Origin of the sequence: Acidovorax sp. sic0104 (assembly GCF_019219095.1) — a bacterium.
Lineage (GTDB): Bacteria > Pseudomonadota > Gammaproteobacteria > Burkholderiales > Burkholderiaceae_C > Acidovorax.
Map to the genome: position 1 here is coordinate 182,137 of NZ_JAHUWH010000008.1, position 21,888 is coordinate 204,024.

At 68.2% G+C, this 21,888-nt stretch carries 17 protein-coding genes; 11 read left to right on the forward strand and 6 right to left on the reverse strand.

Annotated elements, in window-relative coordinates:
• Positions 1-261 precede the first annotated feature (261 nt).
• The 4 genes from KW835_RS14965 (at position 262) to KW835_RS14980 (ending at position 5,110) form a co-directional block, all read left to right on the forward strand.
• On the forward strand, positions 262-1,074 hold the full coding sequence (locus tag KW835_RS14965; RefSeq protein ID WP_218383687.1) for an ABC transporter ATP-binding protein: 813 nt from the start codon (positions 262-264) through the stop codon (positions 1,072-1,074).
• A 218-nt stretch (positions 1,075-1,292) separates the two neighbouring features.
• Positions 1,293-2,540 (forward strand): phenylacetate--CoA ligase family protein, encoded by a 1,248-nt coding sequence (locus KW835_RS14970; RefSeq protein ID WP_218383688.1) that lies wholly within the window; start codon positions 1,293-1,295, stop codon positions 2,538-2,540.
• 247 nt (positions 2,541-2,787) lie between these two features.
• Complete coding sequence (locus KW835_RS14975; RefSeq protein ID WP_218383689.1) at positions 2,788-3,777, forward strand: tripartite tricarboxylate transporter substrate-binding protein; 990 nt, start codon at positions 2,788-2,790, stop codon at positions 3,775-3,777.
• Positions 3,778-3,991: 214 nt separating this feature from the next.
• Positions 3,992-5,110, forward strand: a complete 1,119-nt coding sequence (locus tag KW835_RS14980; protein ID WP_255593547.1) for a tripartite tricarboxylate transporter substrate binding protein — start codon at positions 3,992-3,994, stop codon at positions 5,108-5,110.
• Between the two features lie 67 nt (positions 5,111-5,177).
• Here the strand turns inward: KW835_RS14980 and KW835_RS14985 are convergent, their stop codons facing one another.
• The 3 genes from KW835_RS14985 to KW835_RS14995 are packed head-to-tail and all read right to left on the reverse strand — an operon-like array spanning position 5,178 to position 7,189.
• Positions 5,178-5,567: a nuclear transport factor 2 family protein gene (locus KW835_RS14985; RefSeq protein WP_218383690.1), complete on the reverse strand. Its 390-nt coding sequence runs from the start codon at positions 5,565-5,567 to the stop codon at positions 5,178-5,180.
• 2 nt (positions 5,568-5,569) lie between these two features.
• Positions 5,570-5,893 carry a DUF1840 domain-containing protein gene (locus KW835_RS14990; RefSeq protein ID WP_218383691.1) on the reverse strand — a complete coding sequence of 108 codons (324 nt, stop codon included), beginning with the start codon at positions 5,891-5,893 and terminating at the stop codon, positions 5,570-5,572.
• A gap of 27 nt (positions 5,894-5,920) precedes the next feature.
• On the reverse strand, positions 5,921-7,189 hold the full coding sequence (locus tag KW835_RS14995; RefSeq protein ID WP_218383693.1) for a class I SAM-dependent methyltransferase: 1,269 nt from the start codon (positions 7,187-7,189) through the stop codon (positions 5,921-5,923).
• A 135-nt stretch (positions 7,190-7,324) separates the two neighbouring features.
• Here KW835_RS14995 and KW835_RS15000 point away from each other — a divergent pair, with 135 nt between their 5' ends.
• From KW835_RS15000 to KW835_RS15025, 6 genes are all read left to right on the forward strand, one after another.
• Entirely contained in the window at positions 7,325-9,694 is a 2,370-nt protein-coding gene (locus KW835_RS15000; protein WP_218383694.1) for a bifunctional salicylyl-CoA 5-hydroxylase/oxidoreductase, read from the forward strand.
• A 2-nt stretch (positions 9,695-9,696) separates the two neighbouring features.
• Positions 9,697-10,176, forward strand: coding sequence for a MarR family winged helix-turn-helix transcriptional regulator (locus KW835_RS15005; RefSeq protein WP_218383695.1), 480 nt, complete (start codon positions 9,697-9,699; stop codon positions 10,174-10,176).
• A complete protein-coding gene (locus KW835_RS15010; protein WP_218383696.1) occupies positions 10,173-11,027 on the forward strand; it encodes an enoyl-CoA hydratase family protein in 855 nt (284 codons plus the stop codon). The genes KW835_RS15005 and KW835_RS15010 overlap by 4 nt, the downstream gene beginning before the upstream one ends.
• A 113-nt stretch (positions 11,028-11,140) precedes the next feature.
• Positions 11,141-12,337 carry an acyl-CoA dehydrogenase family protein gene (locus tag KW835_RS15015; RefSeq protein WP_218383697.1) on the forward strand — a complete coding sequence of 399 codons (1,197 nt, stop codon included), beginning with the start codon at positions 11,141-11,143 and terminating at the stop codon, positions 12,335-12,337.
• 4 nt (positions 12,338-12,341) lie between these two features.
• The gene (locus tag KW835_RS15020) at positions 12,342-14,006 is read left to right on the forward strand and encodes an AMP-binding protein (protein WP_218383698.1); all 1,665 of its coding nucleotides are present in this window, start codon (positions 12,342-12,344) and stop codon (positions 14,004-14,006) included.
• A 2-nt stretch (positions 14,007-14,008) separates the two neighbouring features.
• Entirely contained in the window at positions 14,009-14,413 is a 405-nt protein-coding gene (locus KW835_RS15025) for a RidA family protein (RefSeq protein WP_218383786.1), read from the forward strand.
• A gap of 234 nt (positions 14,414-14,647) precedes the next feature.
• Here KW835_RS15025 and KW835_RS15030 read toward each other — a convergent pair whose 3' ends face one another.
• The 3 genes from KW835_RS15030 to KW835_RS15040 are packed head-to-tail and all read right to left on the reverse strand — an operon-like array spanning position 14,648 to position 20,491.
• The gene (locus KW835_RS15030) at positions 14,648-15,967 is read right to left on the reverse strand and encodes a DUF445 domain-containing protein (RefSeq protein ID WP_218383699.1); all 1,320 of its coding nucleotides are present in this window, start codon (positions 15,965-15,967) and stop codon (positions 14,648-14,650) included.
• Between the two features lie 54 nt (positions 15,968-16,021).
• On the reverse strand, positions 16,022-17,161 hold the full coding sequence (locus KW835_RS15035; RefSeq protein WP_218383701.1) for an aminotransferase class V-fold PLP-dependent enzyme: 1,140 nt from the start codon (positions 17,159-17,161) through the stop codon (positions 16,022-16,024).
• A 39-nt stretch (positions 17,162-17,200) separates the two neighbouring features.
• Positions 17,201-20,491, reverse strand: a complete 3,291-nt coding sequence (locus KW835_RS15040; protein WP_218383794.1) for a carboxyl transferase domain-containing protein — start codon at positions 20,489-20,491, stop codon at positions 17,201-17,203.
• Between the two features lie 207 nt (positions 20,492-20,698).
• Between KW835_RS15040 and ltaE the strand changes: the two genes are divergently transcribed.
• Positions 20,699-21,766, forward strand: coding sequence for a low-specificity L-threonine aldolase (gene ltaE / locus KW835_RS15045; RefSeq protein WP_218383709.1), 1,068 nt, complete (start codon positions 20,699-20,701; stop codon positions 21,764-21,766).
• Positions 21,767-21,888 lie beyond the last annotated feature (122 nt).

Here is a 21,888-nt window from a genome sequence, read left to right on the forward strand (position 1 = left end):
CCGCTCTTCGGTGCCGTCCAGGCCTGCGCAGGCAGGCCTGGAGCCGCGGCCCTCAGCCCCCTTCTCTCGAATCGCTGCGCGATTCGGGAAGGGGGACGACACCGGTGGCCTGGCAAAGCCAGTTCCACGGTGTCACTGGCGATGGCGCAGCGACTGTTTCAAGGACCGGTGACGTAGCGGCTGCTTTTGTGGCAGCCGCCAACCCAAAGCGTTGAGTCGTACGCAGCTCTTTGGATTGGCACAGCGAAGGAAGAGAAGACCATGGACACCAACAGCAATATCGTTCTCAACGTCAACGGCATCGAGGTCATCTACAACCACGTGATCCTGGTGCTCAAGGGCGTCTCCTTGCAGGTGCCGCAGGGCTCCATCGTGGCCATCCTGGGGGGCAATGGGGCGGGCAAGACGACCACGCTGCGCGCCATCTCGAACTTGCTCAAGGGCGAGCGTGGCGAGGTCACCAAGGGCAGCATCGAGCTGCGCGGCGAGCGCATCGAGAACCTGTCGCCCGCCGACCTGGTGCAGCGCGGCGTGGTGCAGGTGATGGAGGGGCGGCACTGCTTTGCCCACCTGACGATCGAAGAGAACCTGATGACGGGCAGCTACACCCGCACCAGCAAGGCCGAGATCGCGGCCAACCTGGAGAAGGTCTATAACTACTTTCCGCGCCTGAAGACGCGCCGCACCTCGCAGGCGGCCTACACCTCGGGCGGCGAGCAGCAGATGTGCGCCATCGGCCGCGCGCTGATGGCCAACCCCAGCATGGTGCTGCTCGACGAGCCGTCCATGGGCCTGGCTCCCCAGATCGTGGAAGAGGTGTTCAACATCGTGAAGGACCTGAACACCAAGGAGAAGGTCACATTCCTGCTGGCCGAGCAGAACACCAACATGGCCCTCAAGTATTCGGACTACGGCTACATCATGGAAAGCGGCCGCGTGGTGATGGACGGCGCCGCGAGCGACCTGGCCAACAACGAGGACGTCAAGGAGTTCTACCTGGGCGTGGGCGGAGGGGAGCGCAAGAGCTTCAAGGATGTCAAGAGCTACAAGCGGCGCAAGCGCTGGCTGGCCTGACATGCCCCCTGAGGCGCTGCGCGCCGTCCCCCTCAGGGGACGCACCCGGTGGCCCGGCGAAGCCGGTTCCACGGGTGCGCTGGGATGAGGCAGTGGCGGCTTTTTTTAGCGGCGTGACCTATTCACCTTTTGTTTACTCCTGATTTCATAGCTGCTGGCGCTTGATGGGTGTGCGGTAGCGGCTTATTTCATTCAAAACACTGCAGAGGAATCCCGGCATGACGACGTTTTTTGACGCCCAGGAAACCCGGAGCACGGCCGAGCGCGAGGCGGCGCTGCTGGTGGCGTTGCCGCGGCAGGTGGGGCATGCGCAGCAGAACAGTGCGGCATTCGCGGGCATTCTGGCCGGCGTGGATGCGGCGGGGGTGACCAGCCGTGCGGCGCTGGCACGGTTGCCGGTCACGCGCAAGTACGAGCTGCTGGAGCGCCAGCAGGCGCAGCGCGCGAGCAATGTGTTCGGCGGGTTTTCGGCGCTGGGCTTTGGGGCGGGCATGCCGCGCGTGTTCGCAAGCCCCGGCACCATCTATGAGCCCGAGGGCACGCGGCCCGACTACTGGCGCATGGCGCGGGCGATCTATGCGGCGGGGTTTCGGCGGGGCGAGCTGATCCACAACAGCTTCAGCTACCACTTCGTGCCAGCGGGTTCGATGATGGAGACCGGCGCCCATGCCCTGGGCTGCACCGTGTTTGCGGGCGGCACGGGCCAGACCGAGCAGCAGGTGCAGGCCATGGCCGAGCTGCGGCCTGCGGGGTACATCGGCACACCGAGCTTTCTCAAGATCATCGTGGAGAAGGCCGCCGAGCTGGGCGTGCCCCTGCCCACCGTGACCAAGGCGCTGGTGTCCGGCGAGGCGTTCCCGCCCTCGCTGCGCGACTGGTTCGCCGAGCGCGGCATCGCGGGCTACCAGTGCTACGCCACGGCGGACCTCGGGCTCATCGCCTACGAGACTGCCGCGCGCGAAGGCCTGGTGCTGGACGAAGGCGTGATCGTCGAGATCGTGCGGCCCGGCACCGGCGACCCGGTGCCCGAGGGCGAGGTGGGCGAGCTGGTGGTCACCACGCTCAACCCCGACTATCCGCTGGTGCGCTTTGGCACCGGCGACCTCTCGGCCGTGCTGCCGGGCACCTGCCCCACCGGCCGCACCAACACCCGCATCAAGGGCTGGATGGGACGCGCCGACCAGACGACCAAGGTGCGCGGCATGTTCGTGCACCCGGGCCAGGTGGCCACCATCGCGCGGCGCTTTCCGCAGGTGGTGCGCGCGCGCCTGGTGGTCAGCGGCGAGATGGCCAACGACCAGATGGTTCTGCAGGTGGAAACCGTGGAGACGGCCGAAGGCCTGGCGCGCCAGCTCTCTGACGCCATCCGCGAAGTGACCAAGCTGCGCGGCGACGTGCAGATGGTGGCGCCCGGCACCTTGCCCAACGACGGCAAGGTGATCGAGGACGCCAGGAGCTACAGGTAGGGTGCAGCAGCGCCCGCAGCCCGTGCCGACACATTTGCGCCAGCGCAAGACATGTCCATCCGGCACGTCCGGGAACTGCAGTATTTACCCTAGGTGATGCTCCTGTTTCAATAGCATTTCGCGCTTGATGCACAGGCGCCGCAGGCCTTTTTCGCTTGAAGACCATGTGGGGGGTGTGCTACGTAATATCCGCAATACCTCGGCAGACCCCCCTCGCTATCATGGCCCGTCATTTACAGGAGAGACCATGAAAAAAATGCTGAAACTCGCGCTGATCGCTGCCGCCGCAGTCGCCACCTTTGGCGCCAGCGCCCAAGAGTTCCCGGTCAAGGACAAGACGATCACGATCGTGGTCCCCTACGCAGCCGGCGGCCCGACCGACCGCGTGGCGCGCGACCTGGCCGAAGCCATCCGCAAGCCCCTGGGCGGCATCAGCGTGGTGGTGGACAACTCCGCCGGCGCCGGCAGCACCATCGGCTCCGCCAAGGCCGCCCGTGCAGCCCCCGACGGCTACACCCTGCTGCTCAATCACGTGAGCATGGCCACCATGCCCACCATGTACCGCAAGCTGGCCTTCAACGTGGCCAACGACTTCGAGTACCTGGGCATCATCAACGATGTGCCCATGACACTCATCGCGCGCCCCACGATGCCCGCGAACAACTACAAGGAACTGGCCGCCTGGCTGCAGCAGAACAAGGGCAAGATCAACCTGGGCAACGCCGGCCAGGGCTCGGCCTCGCACCTGTGTGGCCTGATGTTCCAGAGCGCCGTGCAGGTCGACATGACTGCCGTGCCCTACAAGGGCACCGCCCCCGCCATCACCGACCTGATCGGCGGCCAGATCGACCTGCTGTGCGACCAGACCACCAACACCACCTCGCAGATCGAGGGCAAGAAGGTCAAGGCCTACGCCGTGACCACCACCAAGCGTCTGACCACGCCCGCCCTGAAGGACTTGCCCACGCTGGCCGAATCGGGTGTGAAGGACTTCAGCGTGACGATCTGGCACGGCCTGTATGCCCCCAAGGGCACGCCAGCACCGGTTCTGGCCAAGCTCAACGACGCCCTGAAGGTCGCACTGAAGGACCCCGAGTTCATCAAGAAGCAGGAAGGCCTGGGCGCCGTGGTCGCTACCGACAAGCGTATCGAACCCGCCGAACACAAGAAGTTCGTGCTGTCCGAAACCGAAAAGTTCGGTGTTGCGATCAAGGCCGCTGGCTCGTACGCCGACTGATCGCCCACCGGCCACCGCCAGCCCGCTGCATTGCGCTGCGGGCGGCTCGCCACCAGCCACCACGCCCCTGGCCTGGTGGCTTTTTTTCGTCCGTCCGCCATGGCGCGGCACGCCCGGCGCTTCGGGTAATCCATGTGCCGCCCCTGCGCGAGGCCGCGTAAAAAGAGGTTCAAAGCATCCGTTTGCCGCCCCCCTTCCTCACGAAAGCCCATCCATGGCGCAGTTGCACAAAGCCCCTTTCCAACCCGCTCGCACCAGCGCGCAGATCCTGGCGCGCACCCAGGCGAGAAGCCGCCGCAAGGCCGTCGCATTGGCCTTCACATTGAGCGCACTGGGGGCGCTCGCCATCGCCGCCGCAGGCTCGCTGATCGCCCCGGGCACGGCACATGCCCAGGCAGCGCCGGCCGCAGGCGGCTGGCCTACCAAGCCCGTGCGCATCGTGGTGCCGTTCGCGCCCGGAGGCACCACCGACATCCTGGCCCGCGCCATGGCGCCCGAGCTGAGCCGCGCGTTCGGCCAGCAGTTCATCGTGGACAACCGCGCGGGCGCGGGCGGCAACGTGGGGGCCGAGATCGTGGCCAAGTCGCCGGGCGACGGCTACACGCTGCTCATGGGTACCGTGGGCACGCACGGCATCAACCGCGCCTTGTATGCCAAGCTTCCCTACGACCCCATCAAGGACTTCGTACCCATCACCATGGTGGCCGCGGTGCCCAACGTGATGGTGATGAATGCCGAGAAGGCCAAGGCGCAAGGCATCGCCAATGTGCAGGACTTCATCCGCGTGGCCAAGGCCAGCCCCGGCAAGATGAACATGGCATCCAGCGGCAACGGCACCTCCATCCACCTCGCAGGCGAGCTGTTCAAGAGCATGACGGGCACGTTCATGCTGCACCTGCCCTACCGGGGCTCGGGCCCGGCACTGCTGGACATGGTGGCGGGCAATGCGGACGTGATGTTCGACAACCTGCCGTCGTCCATGGCGCAGATCAAGGCCGGCAAGCTCACCGCCCTGGCCGTGACGAGCTCGGAGCGCTCCGGCGCCCTGCCCGATGTGCCCACTGTGGAACAGGCGGGCGGCCCCACGCTCAAGGGTTACGAGGCCAGCTCGTGGTTCGGCCTGCTGGCCCCGGCCGGAACACCACCGGACATCGTGAACCGCATTCAGCAGGAGGTGGCCAAATCGCTGGCCACGCCGGCCATGAAGGAGCGGCTGCTGGCCCAGGGCGCGATCCCCGGGGGCAACACCCCGGCGGATTTTGCCAAGCACATCGACAACGAGCACAAGAAGTGGGCCCAGGTGGTGAAGTCCTCGGGCGCCAAGGTGGATTGAGGGCCGCAAGCAGGCTGCCACCGCCAAAGCAACGTGCAACGGCCCGGCGCGTGCGTCTCGCGTCCACTCAGCCCGCAGCGGCGTCAGGCAGCAGGCGCTTCTCGCCCGTGGCGAAGGATGCGCGCTGGATCCGCCCGTCCGCGACCTCGTACACGCACAGCATCTCCAGCGTTCCCAGCCCCTCGGGGAAGTTGCGCGTGATCAACTCGTAGTCCACCACCACCCCCCCCACCACGGTGCGCGACAGCAGGCGCGCATGCAGGTCGGGCTCGGCAAAGCGGGCCAGAAAGCGCGGGCGCATCTCGGCATGGCCCTGCGCCAGGCGCTCGCCGTGCAGCACATGTTGTTGCGCATCCTCGGCGTAGGTGGCAAGCAGGGCGTCGATGTCCTTGGCGTTGTAGGCATCGAGCTGAGCCTGAACGACGGCCAGCGGCGATGCATCACCCTCCTGGGCCACGGTTAGACGCCCCAGACGACATCGACGTTCTCCGCCGCACTGCGACGCAGCATGTCGATGAAGGGCGCCACCCGCTGGCGCAGGCGCACGGCATCCTGGCGGTCGTCGGCAGCGGTGTCGTCCTCTTCGGCGTCTGCTGCCGATGCGGGCAGCGCTTCTTCGGCCGCCACGGCAGCTTCCAGTGCGGCAATGGCGGCCGGAATCTGCGCTGCCGTCACGATGCCGCTGGCACCGGGCGTCTTGCCCATGAGGGTCACGACCTGACGGCCCTGGGGCTCCAGCATGATCAGATCAGCGGCGGCGCGGGACTTGAATTTGTAGAGCATGGTGAAGGGCTTCGTTGTGAGACAGACTCAGCTGCGGTAGATGTAATCGCGTGTGAACGGATAGTCCGATTGTGCGCCGGGCAGACAGCCGTTGGCTACGTCGCCATCGGGCCTGATGGCCAGCATCTGGTGCAGGGCCATCCAACCGCGCTCGAACCCCAGCGCACTGCCGGCCAGGTACAGGCGGTACGCACGCAATACCTTATCGCCCTGCTCGGCGCCCACCTGTGCGGCCAGCACCCCGCGCGCCGCAGGCAGCCGGGCCTCCAGGCTGTCGGACCATGCCCACAGCGTGCGCGCGTAATGCGGGCGCAGGTTCTCGGTGTCCACCATCTCCAGCCCCGCGCGTGCCATGTCGTGCAGCACTGCGCTCACATGGACGAGCTCGCCCCCCGGGAAGATGTACTGCTCGATGAACTCCCCCATGCCCGCGCCCAGTTGCGCGTTGTCCACCGCGCCGGCGGTGATGCCGTGGTTCAGCAGCAGGCCGCCCGGGCGCAGCAGCCGGGCCACGGTATCGAAGTAGCGGCCCATCTGCGCGCGGCCCACATGCTCGAACATGCCCACCGAGGCCACCTTGTCGAAGGGCCGGTCCACCTGCAGCTCGCGGTAGTCGCACAGCAGCACCTGCACACGTTCCTGCAGCCCGCGCTCCGCGATGAGCTGCTGCACGTGCGCATGCTGGTGGCGCGACAGCGTGATGCCCGTGGCCGACACGCCGTAGTGCTCCGCCGCCCACAGCAGCAAGCCGCCCCAACCGGCGCCGATGTCCAGGAAACGCTCGCCCGGCGCCAGGCGCAGCTTGCGGCAGATGTGGTCGAGCTTGGCCTCCTGCGCCGCCGCGAGCGACATGCCGGCATCGCGGAAGTAGGCGCACGAGTACACGCGCCGGGGGTCCAGCCACAGTGCATAGAAGTCGTCGCTGAGATCGTAGTGAAACCGCACCTGCCGCGCATCGTGTGCCAGCGTGTGTGCCGCCATGGAGCGCGCACGCGCCAGCACGCGCCGCCACCAGCCGTCGTGCTGGTCGCGGGCCGGGTCCCGGGTGAGCAGGCCCGCCGCAGCGGCCATGAGGTCGCGCATGCCGCCCTCCAGCGCCACGCGCCCTTCCACGATGGCTGCCCCCACCCTGCCGATCTCGCCGGTGGCCAGGGCCACCAGGGCCACACGGTCCCGAAAACGCAGCGTGACGGCAGGCTGCGCCGCCCCCAGCCGCCGGCCCGCCGGCAACTGAACGGCCATGGGCACTGGCAAAGCTGCCAGCCGCCCTTCCAGGGTCTGCAGCAAGTGCTTCATACCGCACATTCTTGGAGCCATGCTGCGCTGCGTCAACTCGACGGCAGGGCTTTCAAGGCGCCGTCCTACAAGGTGCGCCACCGGGCGGGGCAAGCCCCATTGACAGCATTTTGTTTAGGTCTAAACTATTTTCACATGAACATCCTCTGCATCGGCGGCGGCCCCGCAGGCCTTTACTTCGCACTGCTCATGAAGCAGCAGAACCCTGCCCACCGGGTGACGGTGGTCGAACGCAACCGGCCGTTCGACACCTTCGGCTGGGGTGTTGTGCTGTCCGACCAGACGCTGGCCAACCTGCAGGCGGCCGATGCGCCCACGGCCGCGCTGATCGGCGATGCGTTCAACCACTGGGACGACATCGAGGTGTTCTTCAAGGGCCGCAGCGTGCGCTCCACCGGCCACGGCTTTTGCGGCATCGGGCGCAAGCGGCTGCTCAACATCCTGCAGGACCGGTGCCTGGCGGTCGGGGTGGAGCTGGTGTTCGAGACCGACGTCGCCGACGACCAGCAGATCGCCGCGCAGTACGGTGCCGACCTGGTGATCGCAAGCGACGGTCTCAACAGCCGCATCCGCACCCGCTACGCGGCCACCTACAAGCCCGACATCGACCTGCGCCAGTGCCGCTTCGTGTGGCTGGGCACCAAGAAGAAGTTCGACGCTTTCACCTTCGCGTTCGAACAGACAGAGCATGGCTGGTTCCAGGCGCACGCCTACCAGTTCGACGCCGACACCTCCACCTTCATCGTCGAGACACCCGAGGCCGTGTGGAAAGCCCATGGCCTGGACCAGATGGAGCAGCCCGAGGCGATCGCCTTCTGCGAGAAGCTGTTCGCGAAGTACCTGGACGGCAACGCGCTCATCAGCAACGCCACACACCTGCGCGGCTCGGCCAACTGGATCCGCTTTCCGCGCGTGATCTGCAACACCTGGGTGCACCGCGAGTCGATAGGCGGCAAGCAGGTGCCCATCGTGCTGATGGGCGATGCGGCGCACACGGCGCACTTCTCGATCGGCAGTGGCACCAAGCTGGCTCTTGAAGACGCCATCGATCTCGCCAACGAGTTTGCAACGGGCTTGCCCATCGATGAGGTGCTGCAGCACTACGAAGCACGCCGCAGCGTGGAGGTGCTCAAGATCCAGAACGCCGCGCGCAATTCCACCGAGTGGTTCGAGAACGTGGGCCGCTATACCGGCATGCCCATCGAGCAGTTCGCGTACTCGCTGCTCACGCGCAGCCAGCGCATCAGCCACGAGAACCTGCGGCTTCGCGACGCGCAGTGGCTCGAAGGCTATGAGGCCTGGCTGGCGGGCGGCAAGGCTGCCGTACCGCCCATGCTCACGCCATTCAGCCTCAAAGGCCTCACGCTCAAGAATCGCATCGTCGTCTCGCCCATGGCCACCTACAGCGCGGTCGAAGGCGTGCCGCAGGACTTCCATCTGGTGCACCTGGGCGCGCGCGCGCTGGGCGGCGCCGCCCTGGTGATGGTGGAGATGACCAGCCCCACGCCCGAGGGCCGCATCACCCCCGCCTGCCCCGGCCTGTGGAACGATGCGCAGCAAGCCGCCTTCGCACGCATCGTGAACTTCGTGCACGGCAGCAGCACGGCCAAGGTCGGCCTGCAACTGGGCCACAGCGGCCCCAAGGGCTCCACGCGCGTCGGCTGGGAGGGCACGGACGAACCGCTTCAGACCGGCAACTGGCCGCTGCTGGCCGCCAGCCCGCTCGCCTACGGCGCGCAGAACCAGACCCCTTCCGCCATGGGCCGTGCCGACATGGACCGCGTGACCGCCGCGTTTGTGGACAGCGCCCGCCGCGCCGCGGCCTGCGGCTTCGACTGGCTGGAGCTGCACTGCGCGCACGGCTACCTGCTGGCCAGCTTCATCAGCCCCGCCACCAACCAGCGCACGGACGACTACGGCGGCAGCCTGGACAACCGCTGCCGCTACCCGCTGGAAGTGTTCACCGCGCTGCGCGCCGTGTGGCCCGCAGACAAGCCGCTCTCTGTGCGCATCTCGGCCCACGACTGGCTGCAGGAAGGCCAGGGCAACACCGCCGACGATGCGATTGCCATCGCACGGCTGTTCAAGGCGGCGGGCGCGGACCTGATCGATGTGTCCTCCGGCCAGACCACGCGCGAATCGCGCCCGATCTATGGCCGCATGTACCAGACGCCGTTTGCCGACCGCATTCGCAACGAGGTGGGCATTGCCACCATGGCCGTGGGCGCGATCACCGAGGCCGACCACGCCAACAGCATCGTCGCCGCCGGCCGGGCCGACCTGTGCGCCATCGCCCGCCCCCACCTGGCAGACCCGGCCTGGACGCTGCATGCCGCCGCGCAGCTGAGCCCTGTGGCCGCGGCCCACACCGACTGGCCGGTGCAGTACGCCAGTGGCCGCGACCAGATGCTGCGCGAGATCGGCAAGCAAAAGCAGCTTGCAGCCCTCACTGCACAAGCGCCATCAGCTACCAAGAACAGAGCATCTTCCGAAGAAGAAGGCTAGCCATGGACCTCGAAGCCCGCCTGCACGGCGCCGCCCCCAGCGAACACCCCGAGGCCCTGCGGCTGTGGCTGCGCCTGCTCACCTGCACGCAGCTCATCGAAAAGCAGGTGCGCAGCCATCTGCGCGCGCAGTTCGACACCACGCTGCCGCGCTTCGATTTGATGGCGCAGCTGGAGCGCGCGCCGGACGGCATGAAGATGAAGGAGCTGTCGCGCCGCATGATGGTGACGAGCGGCAACATCACCGGCATCACCGACCAGTTGGTGGCCGAAGGACTGGTCGAGCGCATGGACGTGCAGGGCGATCGCCGCGCCTACCTGGTGCGCCTCACGCCCCAGGGCCGAACGCAATTCAACGACATGGCGCGCCAGCACGAGCAATGGATCGTCGAAGCCTTCGCCACGCTGGGCGAGCGCGACATCGCCACCTTGTACCGCCTGCTGGGCAAGGTGAAGGAACACACACAGGAGACAGCGGAATGAAACATTTCATCGGGGCGAGCAACCCCATGCGCGAGCAGTTCAACCCGGAGGCCCGCTACGTGGCCGAGCATTTCAACTGGAGCTTCGACAACGGCGTGGGCACCGTCACGCTCAACCGTCCGGACCGCAAGAACCCGCTCACCTTCCAGAGCTACTCGGAGCTGCGCGACTTCTTTTACGCGCTGCGCTTTGCCACCGACGTGAAGGCCATCGTCGTCACGGGCGCGGGCGGCAATTTCTGCTCGGGCGGCGACGTGCACGAGATCATCGGCCCGCTGACCACCATGACCATGCCCGAGCTGCTCGAGTTCACGCGCATGACGGGCGACCTGGTCAAGGCCATGCGCGCATGCCCGCAGCCCGTGCTGGGCGCCATCGATGGCATCTGCGCCGGTGCGGGCGCGATGATGGCGCTGGCCTGCGACATGCGCTACGGCACCGAAGCCACCAAGACCGCGTTCCTGTTCACCCGCGTGGGCCTGGCTGGCGCCGACATGGGCGCCTGCGCGCTGCTGCCCCGCATGATCGGCCAGGGCCGCGCCAGCGAGCTGCTGTTCACCGGCCGCGCCATGACCGCGCACGAAGGCCTGGCCTGGGGCTTCTTCAACGATTTGTACGCCAGCAGCGACCTGCTGGCCAACGTGCAGGCCACGGCGCGAACGCTGGCCGACGGCCCCACCTTCGCCCACGGCATGACCAAGACCATGCTCAGCCAGGAATGGAGCATGACCATCGAGCAGGCCATCGAGGCCGAAGCCCAGGCACAGGCCATCTGCATGCAGACCGAAGACTTCCGGCGCGCGTACGAGGCCTTTGCGGCCAAGCAAAAGCCCGTGTTCCAGGGAGACTAGGAAAGACACGCCCCCCCGAACCGTTCACGCTGAGCGCAGTCGAAGCGCTGCGCAAGGCTTCGACAGGCCCAGCCCGAACGGGTGTGACATCCCAACAGGTCCTTTCGCCCACCATGCACGTTGCAACGCCCCCGGCCCCCCACCCGCCCTCCACGGCGCACCTGGCCCTGCCCTTCTTCGACGACGCCCACCGCGCGCTGGCCCAGGGCCTGGTGCCGTGGGCGGCTGCGCAGGAAGTCGATGAAACCGACGACCGCGCCGCCTGCCGCGACTGGGTGAAACGCCTGGGCGCGGGTGGCTGGCTGCGCTACTGCGTGCCAGCGGCCCACGGTGGAGCGCTGCCCGCGCTCGACTCGCGCGCGCTGGTGCTGCTGCGCGAAACGCTGGCCTACCACTCGCCGCTGGCGGACTTCGCCTTTGCCATGCAGGGCCTGGGCAGCGGCGCGATCACGCTGGCGGGCAGCCCGGCACAGCAGGCGCACTACCTGCAAGGCGTGGCGAGCGGCGAGCTGATCGCCGCATTCGCACTCAGCGAGCCCGGGGCGGGGTCGGACGTTGGCGCTATGCAAACAATAGCTTCCAGCGCAGACCCAGCAAGCGCCAACGGCACTTTTTGCTTGAACGGCACCAAGACCTGGATCAGCAACGGCGGCATCGCGGACTTCTACTGCGTTTTCGCCAAGACCAACCCGGCGGGCGGCACGCGCGGCATCAGCGCGTTCATCGTCGATGCCGACACGCCGGGCCTGGACACCTCGCGCCACATCCACGTGATGGCGCCGCACCCGCTGGCCACGCTGCAGTTCACGGATTGCACGGTGCCTGGCGATGCGCTGCTGGGCGAGGAGAACGGCGGCTTCAAGCTGGCCATGCGCACGCTCGACATCTTCCGCGCGTCGGTCGCCGCCGCGGCCCTCGGCATGGCGCGCCGCGCGCTGGCCGAGGCCGTGCACCATGCACGCCAGCGCCGCATGTTCGGCCAGACGCTCGCCGACTTCCAGCTCACGCAGGCGCGGATCGGCGAGATGGCCGCGTTGGTGGACAGCGCCGCGCTGCTCACCTACCGCGCCGCCTGGCTGCGCGACACCGGCCAGGCACGCGTGACGGCCGAGGCGGCGATGGCCAAGATGACCGCCACCGAAAACGCCCAGCGCGTCATCGACATGGCGCTGCAGCTGCACGGCGGGCGCGGCGTGGAAGTGGGCAGCAAGGTCGAGTCGCTGTACCGCGACATCCGCTCGCTGCGCATCTACGAAGGCGCCACCGAAGTGCAGCAGCTCATCATCGGCAAGGCCGTTTTGCAGGAGTGATTTCATGAAAACCCCCTCCGCCCAGCCCGACCATTTCGTGCACGACCGCCTGCCTCCGCCCGAGGCCTGGCCGGCCCTGCACTACGACCTGGATGAACAGCAGATCGCAGACCAGGCCAACCTGGTGCAGGCACTGTTCGAGCAGGCCGAGCGCGCCGGCCATATCGACCGCCCCCTGTTGCGCGGCCCGCACCGCACATACACCTACCGCGACGCCTGGACCGAGGCGGCGCGCATCGCCGAAGTGCTCACGCAGGACCACGGCCTTGTGCCCGGCAACCGCGTGCTGCTGCGCGGCGGAAACACCGTGGAGATGGCGCTGGCCTGGCTGGGCACGGTGTACGCTGGCCTGATCGCGGTGGCCACCATGCCGCTGCTGCGCGCGGGCGAGCTGGCCAGCATCATCGAACGCGCACAGCCCACGCTGGCGCTGTGCGACGGCCGGCTGCTGGCGGAGCTGCAGGCTGCGCAGACACAGCAACCGGTGCTGGCCGCCATCGTACCGTTCCACACCGCACCCGATGCGGCCGACCTGATCCAGCGCGCCCAGGCCAAGCCGGGCACCACGCCGCCCTGCCCCACCTCGGCGGACGACATCGCCCTCATGGCTTTTACCTCCGGCACCACCGGCGCTCCCAAGGCCGCCGTGCACACCCACCGCGACGTGCTCGCCGCCTGCGAGGCCTGGCCGCGCCATGTGCTGCGCGCCACGCCCGACGACATCGTGGCCGGCTCGCCGCCCCTGGCCTTCACCTTCGGCCTGGGCGGCTTGCTCGTGTTCCCCATGTGGGCCGGGGCCAGCGTGTACTTCCCCGACCTGCCCTACACCCCCGAGACCATGGTCACCCTCATGCGCGACGCGGGCGTCACCATCTGCTACACCGCGCCCACGTTCTACCGGCAGATGGCGCCATTCGCCAGGCAGATCGGCCTGCCGCAGCTGCGCATCAGCGTGAGCGCAGGCGAAGGCCTGCCGGACGCCACGCGCCAGCTGTGGAAGGACGCCACCGGCATCGACATGACGGACGGCATCGGCGCCACGGAGATGTTCCATATCTTTGTCTCGTCGGCCGGCGGCGAGAGCCGGCGCGGCGCCATCGGCAAGGTTGTGCCCGGCTACACCGCCAAGGTGGTGGACGACGATGGCAACGAGGTGCCGCACGGCACCGTGGGCAAACTGGCGGTGATCGGCCCCACGGGCTGCAAATACCTCGACGACCCGCGCCAGGCCAAGTACGTGAAGGACGGCTGGAACTACCCGGGCGACGCCTTCACGCAGGACGCCGACGGCTACTTCTTCTACCAGGCGCGCGACGACGACATGATCATCACCGCCGGCTACAACGTGGGCGGTCCGGAGGTGGAAGACGCCTTGCTTCGCCACCCCGCCGTGGCCGAGTGCGGCGTGATCGGCGTTCCCGACGAAGAGCGCGGCATGGTGGTCAAGGCCATCTGCGTGCTCAAGCCGGGCCATGCAGCCGACGCGGCCATGGTCAAGACCTTGCAGGACCATGTGAAAGCCACCATCGCCCCGTTCAAATACCCGCGCGTGGTGGAGTTCGTGGCAGCGCTGCCGCGCACCGAGACCGGCAAGCTGCAGCGCTTCAAGCTGCGCCAGGGCGCGGCGTCCCCGAACCTATCTTCTTCCTCTACAAGAACAACACCATGACGATGACGAACACGATCCTGCAGCCCGAGGGCTGGGTGGCGCCCAAGGGCTATGCCAACGGCGTCGCGGCGCGCGGCACGATGGTCTTCACCGGCGGGCAGATCGGCTGGAACGCGCAGCAGCAGTTCGAGAGCGACGACTTCATCGACCAGACGAAGCAGACGCTGCTGAACGTGCGCGCAGTGCTGCAAGCCGGCGGCGCGGGCCCCGAGCACCTGGTGCGGCTGACCTGGTATGTGCTGGACCGCAAGGAGTACAACGCGCGGCTCAAGGAGCTGGGGGCGGTGTACCGGGAGGTGCTGGGCAAGAATTTTCCGGCGATGGCGTGTGTGCAGGTAGCCGGGTTGATGGAAGAGCGGGCTAAGGTGGAGATCGAGGCGACGGCGGTGGTGCCGGATGGGGTGTGACGCAGCGCGTCGTGGTCGGATCGGATGGTGCGGCCCGAAACCCGGGCGCCTCACCCTCGCCCGTGCGGGCTGAGCTCGCCGAAACCGGGGCGCGCTCCCCGGCTCCCGACCGTCAATCAGACATGCCGCATCCATCAGAGAACGAGCCAGCCCAGGTTTGTGCAAGCGCAACCCGAACGCACAGTGGTTGCGCACCGGTGCCAAAGGGTTCAACCGGAACGTGAACCACCCCGCTCAACCACCTCCTGCCGCCCGCCAGATTCCCCCCGCGTGCGAGACCACGAACAGTACCAACCCGATCAACCCACCCACCACAGTGCCATTGATGCGGATGTACTGCAGATCCTTGCCGATGTTCTGCTCGATTAGCTGCGTCATCTCTTCGGTATCCCACCGCCGCACCGTGTCCTCGATATGCTGCGCCACGAACTGCGACACGTCGGGCGCCAGACCCTGCACCCAGTGCTCCAGCCGGTCGTTCAGCGACTGCCGCAGCGCGGCATCGCCCGCGAGCGACTGGCCCAGCCACTGGCCCAGGTTGCGCACCTGCCGCGCCACGACCGAATCGGCGTCCAGCAGGTCGCGCTGCAGGGCACCGCGCAGGTCCTGCCACAGTGTCTGCACATAACCCGCCACGGTGGCGTCGGTCTGCAGCCAGGTGCGGATCTCCTCGCCCTTGCGCACCCAGTCGGGGTCGCTGCGCAGGCGCTCGATGAACCGCTGCACCGCCGCATCGAACTGCGCGCGCAGGGCATGCTGCGGGTTGTCGGCGACGTCGGCCATCACGCTCTCCAGTGCGCGGGCCAGCAGGGCCGAGCCCTTGTCGCCCAGCCAGTCGCTGGGCAACAGCTTTTCAGTGCGCGGGTGGTCCTTCTTGAGCCACAGCACGATGCTCTGGGCCACCCAGGCGCGGGTTTCCTCGTTGTGCAGCAGCTCGATGAGTTTCTCCAGCACGTCGTCCAGCAGCGCCTGATGGCGGCCGTTGTGCGTGAGGGTGTCGAGCACCGCCGCCAGCGCGCGCGACATGTCGACCTGCCCGATCAACGCGCGCGCCGCCTTCTGAATAAAGCGCTCCACCTGCGCGTCCTGCACCGTCTCCAGCGCGGCCGATGCCAGGCGCGTGGCCTGGTGCCCCAGCAGCGCGGCGTTGCCGGGTGACGTGAGCCACTGTGCCAGCCTATCGGCAGGGTCGTGCCGGCGGATCAGCGCCACGAGCGAGGGCACATCCAGGAATTTGTCGCGCACAAAGGTGGCCAGGTTGCGGCCGATGCGCGCCTGGTTGCGCGCGATGACCGCCGTGTGCGGAATGGGCAGGCCCAGCGGGCGGCGGAACAGCGCCACCACCGCGAACCAGTCGGCCAGCGCGCCCACCATGGCGGCCTCGGCCATGGCCTTGATGCCGTTGAGCCACAGGCCGCGCTCGACCACGCTGGTCGCCACGAACACGGCGGTGACCAGCAGCAACAGGGCGAGGGCCTGCCGCTTGGCGCGCCGCAGGGCGCGCGCCGGGTCTTCGGTGGCGTCTGAAGAAGGGGGCAGCGGACTGCTGTTCATGCCTACAAGGCGCGCGCGGGCACAACGATGCCCTGCGCCACGCCACAACGCAGGTCAGGGCGCGGCTGCAATCTGGTCCAGCGCCTTCGACAAATGGCCCACGGTACGGTCCACGTTGTGCCACTTCTCGAGGCCAAACAGGCCGATGCGGAAGGTCTTGAAGTCCGGGCCTTCGTCGCACTGCAGCGGCACGCCGGCAGCCGTCTGCAGGCCCACCTCCATGAACTTCTTGCCGTTCTGGATGCCGGGGTCGGTGGTGTAGCTCACGACCACGCCGGGGGCCTTGAAGCCCTCGGCCGCCACGCTGGGGAACCCGCGCGACTCGAGCAGCGCGCGCACCTTGGCGCCCAGCTCGATCTGCTCGTCGCGCACCTTTGCAAAGCCGTAGGCGCGCGTCTCGGCCATCACTTCGGACAGGCGCACCAGCGCGTCGGTGGGCATGGTGGTGTGGTACGCGTGCTGGCCCTTTTCGTAACCTTCGGCGATCTGCATCCACTTCTTCAAGTCGCACGAGAAGCTGCTGCTCGTGGTGCCGTCGATCGCCTGGCGCGCGCGTTCACTCAGCATCACCATGGCACAACAGGGCGAGCCGCTCCAGCCCTTTTGCGGCGCGCTGATCAGCACGTCCACGCCCGTGGCCTGCATGTCCACCCACATGGCTCCGGACGCCACGCAGTCCAGCACGAACAGCGCGCCCACATCGTGGGCCGCAGCCGTCACGGTGCGGATGTAGTCGTCGGACAGGATGATGCCGCTGGCCGTCTCCACATGGGGGGCGAACACCACCTTGGGCTTTTCGGCGCGGATGGTGGCCGCGACTTCGTCGGCCGGGCACGGTGCCCAGGGAGCCTGTGGGCCGCTGCCCTGGGGGCGTGCCTTGCACACCACCGAGCCACCGCCCAGGCCCTTGTCGGCGTCGAAGATCTGCGTCCAGCGGTAGCTGAACCAGCCGTTGCGCACGATGAGCACCTTCTCGCGGTTGGCGAACTGGCGGGCCACGGCCTCCATGCCGAAGGTGCCGCTGCCGGGCACCAGCACGGCAGTGTGGGCGTGGTAGACCTCTTTCAGCGTGCCCAGAATGTCCTGCACCACGCCGGCAAAGCGCTTGGACATGTGGTTGAGCGCGCGGTCGGTGTAGACCACCGAAAACTCAAGCAAACCATCAGGGTCGATATCGGGCAAAAGGCCGGGCATGGGCAATCTCTCCGTTGAACAAATCAGCGGGCCAGCTTATCACCACGTATCCACAAACCGCTGCCCCAGCGGCGCCACCTTGGCAGACGCCAGCCCGCGCGCCAGCCACGCGCGGGTATCGGCCGGGTCGATCACCGCATCGATCTCCAGCGTGGCTGCCATGTGCAGCGCCTCGCCGTTGGCGTACGACCTGGCCAGCAGCTTGGCGAACAGCGCATCGCGCTCCGAGCCTTCGGGCAGCGCTTCCAGTTCCTTGCGAAAGCCCAGGCGCACTGCGCCCTCGAGCCCCATGGCGCCGAACTCGCCCGTGGGCCAGGCCACGGTGAACACGGGTGCGTGGAAGCCCCCGGCCGTCATGCCCATGGCGCCCAGGCCGTAGCCCTTGCGCAGCACCACGCTGAAGGTGGGCACGCGCAGGCTGGCGGCGGTGACGAACAGGCGGCTTACGTGGCGCACCTGGGCCGTGGCTTCGACCTCGGGACCGACCATGAAGCCGGGCGTGTCCACCAGGCTCACGATGGCCAGGCCGTGCGCGTTGCACAGTTGCATGAAGCGCGCGCCCTTGTCGGCCGCGTCGGCGTCGATGGCGCCGCCCAGGTGTTGCGGGTTGTTGGCCAGGATGCCCACGGGGCGGCCTTCGATGCGCGCCAATGCGGTGTGGATGCCTGCGCCAAAGCCGGTGCGCAGCAGCAGCAAGCTGCCGTCGTCCACCAGCCCGCTCATCGCCGTGCGGGTGTCGTACACACGCAGGCGGTTCTCGGGCACCACGGCCCGCAGCAGGCGCTGATCGGGCGCGGACCATTGCGATGTGCGGCCCTGGAAGAACGACAGGTAGTGGCGCGCTGCCTGCACCGCCCCGGCCTCGTCGTCGACCAGCACGTCGATCACGCCGTTGGCATGCTGCACGCGGCTCGGGCCGATCTGCTCGGGCTTGAACACACCCAGGCCGCCGCCTTCGATCATGGCCGGGCCGCCCATGCCGATGTTGCTGGCGCGGGTGGCAATGATCACGTCGCTGCAGCCCAGCAGGGCGGCGTTGCCTGCAAAACAGCGCCCCGCCGCGATGCCGATGACCGGCACCTGGCCTGACAGAGCGGCGTAGCTGGCGAAGGTGTGCACATGCAGCCCCGCCACGATGGGCATGTCGGTATCCCCCGGGCGGCCGCCGCCGCCCTCGGCAAACAGCACCACCGGCAGCTTCTGCGCCAGGGCAATGCCCAGCATGCGGTCGGTCTTGGCATGGTTGCGTGCGCCCTGGGTGCCTGCGAGCACGGTGGCGTCGTAGGACATGACCACGGCGCGGGATTTCTCATCGCCAAACAGTGCGCCGTTGATGCCGCCGATGCCCGTGACCATGCCGTCGGCGGGGGTGTTGGCAATCAGGTCTTCCTTGCTGCGGCGGCGCGCCTGCGCGGCAATGGCGAGCGCGCCGTATTCAATGAAGCTGCCGTCGTCGCACAGGTCGGCGATGTTTTCGCGCGCGGAGCGGCCGCCTTGGGCGTGGCGCTTGTCCATCGCCTCGGGGCGCGCGGCATCGAGCGTGAAGGCGTGGCGGTCGATCACGCGCTGCAGGTCGGCGCGGATGTGGTCGGGGTCGAGCGCGGCGCTGCCCTGCACCTCCACAGCCGCCGCATCTGCGACGGCCTCCAGCACCAGCAGCGGCTGCCCCTGCGCCAGGTAGCCGCCCGCCACGGCCAGCAGCGCACCCACGCGGCCTGCATGCGGGGCCAGCAGCACGTGTTCCATCTTCATGGCCTCGAGCACGGCCAGCTCGGCACCTGCGGCGACCACGTCGCCCTGGGCCACGCTGAGCTGCACCAGGCGTGCAGGCATGGGAGCCAGCACCGCGCCTGGCGGTGCGAGCGTGGGTGCGAGAGCGGACGCAGTGTTTGTAGTGTCTTTCAGGCCGCCACCGCTTGTTGGACGAGCGCTAACAGCTATGTTTTTAGTAGCATCCAGCAACGCAGGCAGCACCGATTCGAGCCAGCGGGTGTGCACCTGCTGGCTCTCCATCTCGGGCCGCGCGGCCAGGGCCTGCAGCAGCGCCAGGTTGGTGGCCACGCCATTGATGCGGCACTCGGCCAGCGCACGCTGCGAGCGGCGCAGTGCGTCGGCAAAACGTGGGCTGCGCGTGTGCACGATGAGCTTGGCCAGCAGCGTGTCGTAGTGCGGCGAGGGCGCGGCCCCTGCCACACCGTGTGTGTCCACACGCACGCCCGGGCCCGTGGGCAGGTCGAAGCGGCTGAGCATGCCGCTGCCGGGGGTGGCGTTGCCCTGTGCATCCAGCGTCTCGGCATTGATGCGCCACTGCACGGCAAATCCCTGGGCGGGCGGCGGCGCGGCGGGGTTCAGGCCGATGTCCTGCAGCGTGCGGCCCGCCGCCAGCGCGATCTGGGCCTGCACCAGGTCCACGCCGGTGACCTCTTCGGTGATGGTGTGCTCCACCTGCAGGCGCGGGTTGCATTCGATGAACACAAAAGGCAGGTCGGCACTGGCCAGGTCCACCAAGAACTCGAAGGTGCCCAGGCCCTGGTAGTCCACGGCGCGCGCCATGGACAGCGCGGCCGTGGTGATGCGCTCGCGCAATGCGCCCGGCAGCGAGGGGCTGGGCGCGATCTCCACCATTTTCTGAAAGCGCCGCTGCAGTGTGCATTCGCGCTCGCCCAGGGCCATCACCTCGCGCCCGTCGCCCAGCACCTGCACCTCGATATGGCGTGCGTTGGACATCAGGCGCTCCACGTACACACCGCCCACCCCAAACGCGGCCTGCGCCTCGCTGCGGCAGCGCGCATAGGCAGATGGCAAGTCCTCGGCCGACGCCACCGCGCGCATGCCGCGCCCTCCGCCGCCGCCGATGGCCTTGATGACGATGCCTGCAGTCGCGTGCTGCGCGAAGAAGGCCTGCGCCTCGCCGAGCGTCACCGCTGCCTGCGTGCCGGGCATCAGCGGCACGCCCTGCTGCTGCGCCAGCGCACGCGCCCTCGCCTTGTCGCCAAACAGCGCCAACTGCTCAGGCGTGGGGCCGATGAAGCGCAGCCCGGCCTCGGCGCAGGCGCGGGCGAAGTCAGCGCGCTCGCTCAGGAAACCGTAGCCCGGGTGCACGGCATCGCAGCCCTGCGCCTTGGCCATGGCAATGAGGCGCGCGCCGTCCAGGTACGCCGCCGGTCCTGCAGCGCCCAATGCCACGGCGGTGCCGGCCGCCTGCACGTGGGGACTGGCGGCATCGTCGTCTGCGAACACGGCCACGCTGGGCAGCCCCAGGTCGTGCAGGGCGCGCACTGTGCGCAGCGCGATCTCGCCACGGTTGGCAACCAGGACTTTGGTGAACAGGGGGCAGTCGGTCATGCAGGTGTCCCACACAGATGCTGAAGTTGCGGTGCATTCTGGCGGGCACCGGCAAGCGCAGCTGGCATGCAAGCGACAGCCCGGTGATCACCACGGCACTGCCGCCTTCGTTCAGAAATAAACCCTGGATGCCACTGCACCCTTAGGCACCGCTACGATGCGCCTTTCCTTTTGTTTGCCCACAGGATGCCCATGCCCGACTTTCGCAGCGACACCGTCACCCAGCCCACGCCCGCCATGCGCGAGGCCATGTTCAAGGCCCCGCTGGGTGACGATGTGTTCGCCGACGACCCGTCGGTGAACGCACTGCAGGAGCATGCGGCGCAGTTGCTGGGCTTCGAGGCCGCGCTGTTCGCGCCCTCGGGCACGCAGACCAACCTGATCGCGCTGTGGGGCCACTGCCAGCGCGGCGACGAGGCCATCGTGGGCCAGAGCTGGCACACCTACCGCTGGGAGGCCGGCGGCATGGCGGTGCTGGGCTCCATCCAGCCTCAGCCGGTGGAGACGCAGCCCGATGGCACGCTGCGCATTGCCGACATCGCCGCCGCCATCAAGCCGGACGACCCGCACTTCGCGCGCACCCGCCTCGTGGTGCTGGAGAACACGACTGGCGGCCAGGTGCTGCCGCCCGCCTATATCGCCGAGGTGGCCCAGCTGGCACGCAGCCGGGGTCTGGCGATGCACCTGGACGGCGCGCGACTGTTCAACGCCGCAACGGCCAACGCGGCGCGCCATGGCACCGATGTGTACGTGGAGGCGCGCTCGCTGTGCAGCCATTTCGATTCGGTGTCCCTGTGCCTGAGCAAAGGCCTCGGCGCCCCGGTCGGCTCGCTGGCGCTGGGCTCGCGCGACTTCATCCGACAGGCTCGCCGCACCCGCAAGATCCTGGGCGGCGGCATGCGCCAGGCCGGCGTGCTGGCCGCAGCAGGCCAATACGCGCTGGAGCACCACGTACGCCGCCTGGCCGACGACCACGCGAACCTGGCGCGGCTGGCCCAGGGGCTGAGCGATCTCAACCAGAGCCACCCGGTGCTGCAAGGCAAGATCACGGTCCACCCTTGGCAGACCAACATCCTCTTCACCGACCTGCATGCGGATGTGGCCCCGGCCTTCACCGCCTGGCTGGCCGAGAACGGCGTGCGGGTGACGAGCAGCCTGTACGGCGTCGCCACGCGCCTGCGCTGGGTGGCGCACCTGGACGTGAGCGAGTCGGACGTGACCGCTGCGCTGGACTGCGTGGCTCGCTTCACCGGCAGGTAAGGCAGGAGCGGCGCCCCGAACGTGCGCCGTTGTCCCCACGGCGTTCAATACCCGCACGCTTCAAGCCAGTGACCGCCGCGCAAGGGCCGCCCCGCAGCACTGGCGGTGTCCCCCTTCCCGAA

Coding starts and splice junctions, on each gene's coding strand:
- KW835_RS14965 (WP_218383687.1), top strand. CDS start 262: ATGGACACCAACAGCAATATCGTTCTCAACGTCAACGGCATCGAGGTC.
- KW835_RS14970 (WP_218383688.1), top strand. CDS start 1,293: ATGACGACGTTTTTTGACGCCCAGGAAACCCGGAGCACGGCCGAGCGC.
- KW835_RS14975 (WP_218383689.1), top strand. CDS start 2,788: ATGAAAAAAATGCTGAAACTCGCGCTGATCGCTGCCGCCGCAGTCGCC.
- KW835_RS14980 (WP_255593547.1), top strand. CDS start 3,992: ATGGCGCAGTTGCACAAAGCCCCTTTCCAACCCGCTCGCACCAGCGCG.
- KW835_RS14990 (WP_218383691.1), bottom strand. CDS start 5,893: ATGCTCTACAAATTCAAGTCCCGCGCCGCCGCTGATCTGATCATGCTG.
- KW835_RS14995 (WP_218383693.1), bottom strand. CDS start 7,189: ATGAAGCACTTGCTGCAGACCCTGGAAGGGCGGCTGGCAGCTTTGCCA.
- KW835_RS15000 (WP_218383694.1), top strand. CDS start 7,325: ATGAACATCCTCTGCATCGGCGGCGGCCCCGCAGGCCTTTACTTCGCA.
- KW835_RS15005 (WP_218383695.1), top strand. CDS start 9,697: ATGGACCTCGAAGCCCGCCTGCACGGCGCCGCCCCCAGCGAACACCCC.
- KW835_RS15010 (WP_218383696.1), top strand. CDS start 10,173: ATGAAACATTTCATCGGGGCGAGCAACCCCATGCGCGAGCAGTTCAAC.
- KW835_RS15015 (WP_218383697.1), top strand. CDS start 11,141: ATGCACGTTGCAACGCCCCCGGCCCCCCACCCGCCCTCCACGGCGCAC.
- KW835_RS15020 (WP_218383698.1), top strand. CDS start 12,342: ATGAAAACCCCCTCCGCCCAGCCCGACCATTTCGTGCACGACCGCCTG.
- KW835_RS15025 (WP_218383786.1), top strand. CDS start 14,009: ATGACGAACACGATCCTGCAGCCCGAGGGCTGGGTGGCGCCCAAGGGC.
- KW835_RS15030 (WP_218383699.1), bottom strand. CDS start 15,967: ATGAACAGCAGTCCGCTGCCCCCTTCTTCAGACGCCACCGAAGACCCG.
- KW835_RS15035 (WP_218383701.1), bottom strand. CDS start 17,161: ATGCCCGGCCTTTTGCCCGATATCGACCCTGATGGTTTGCTTGAGTTT.
- ltaE (WP_218383709.1), top strand. CDS start 20,699: ATGCCCGACTTTCGCAGCGACACCGTCACCCAGCCCACGCCCGCCATG.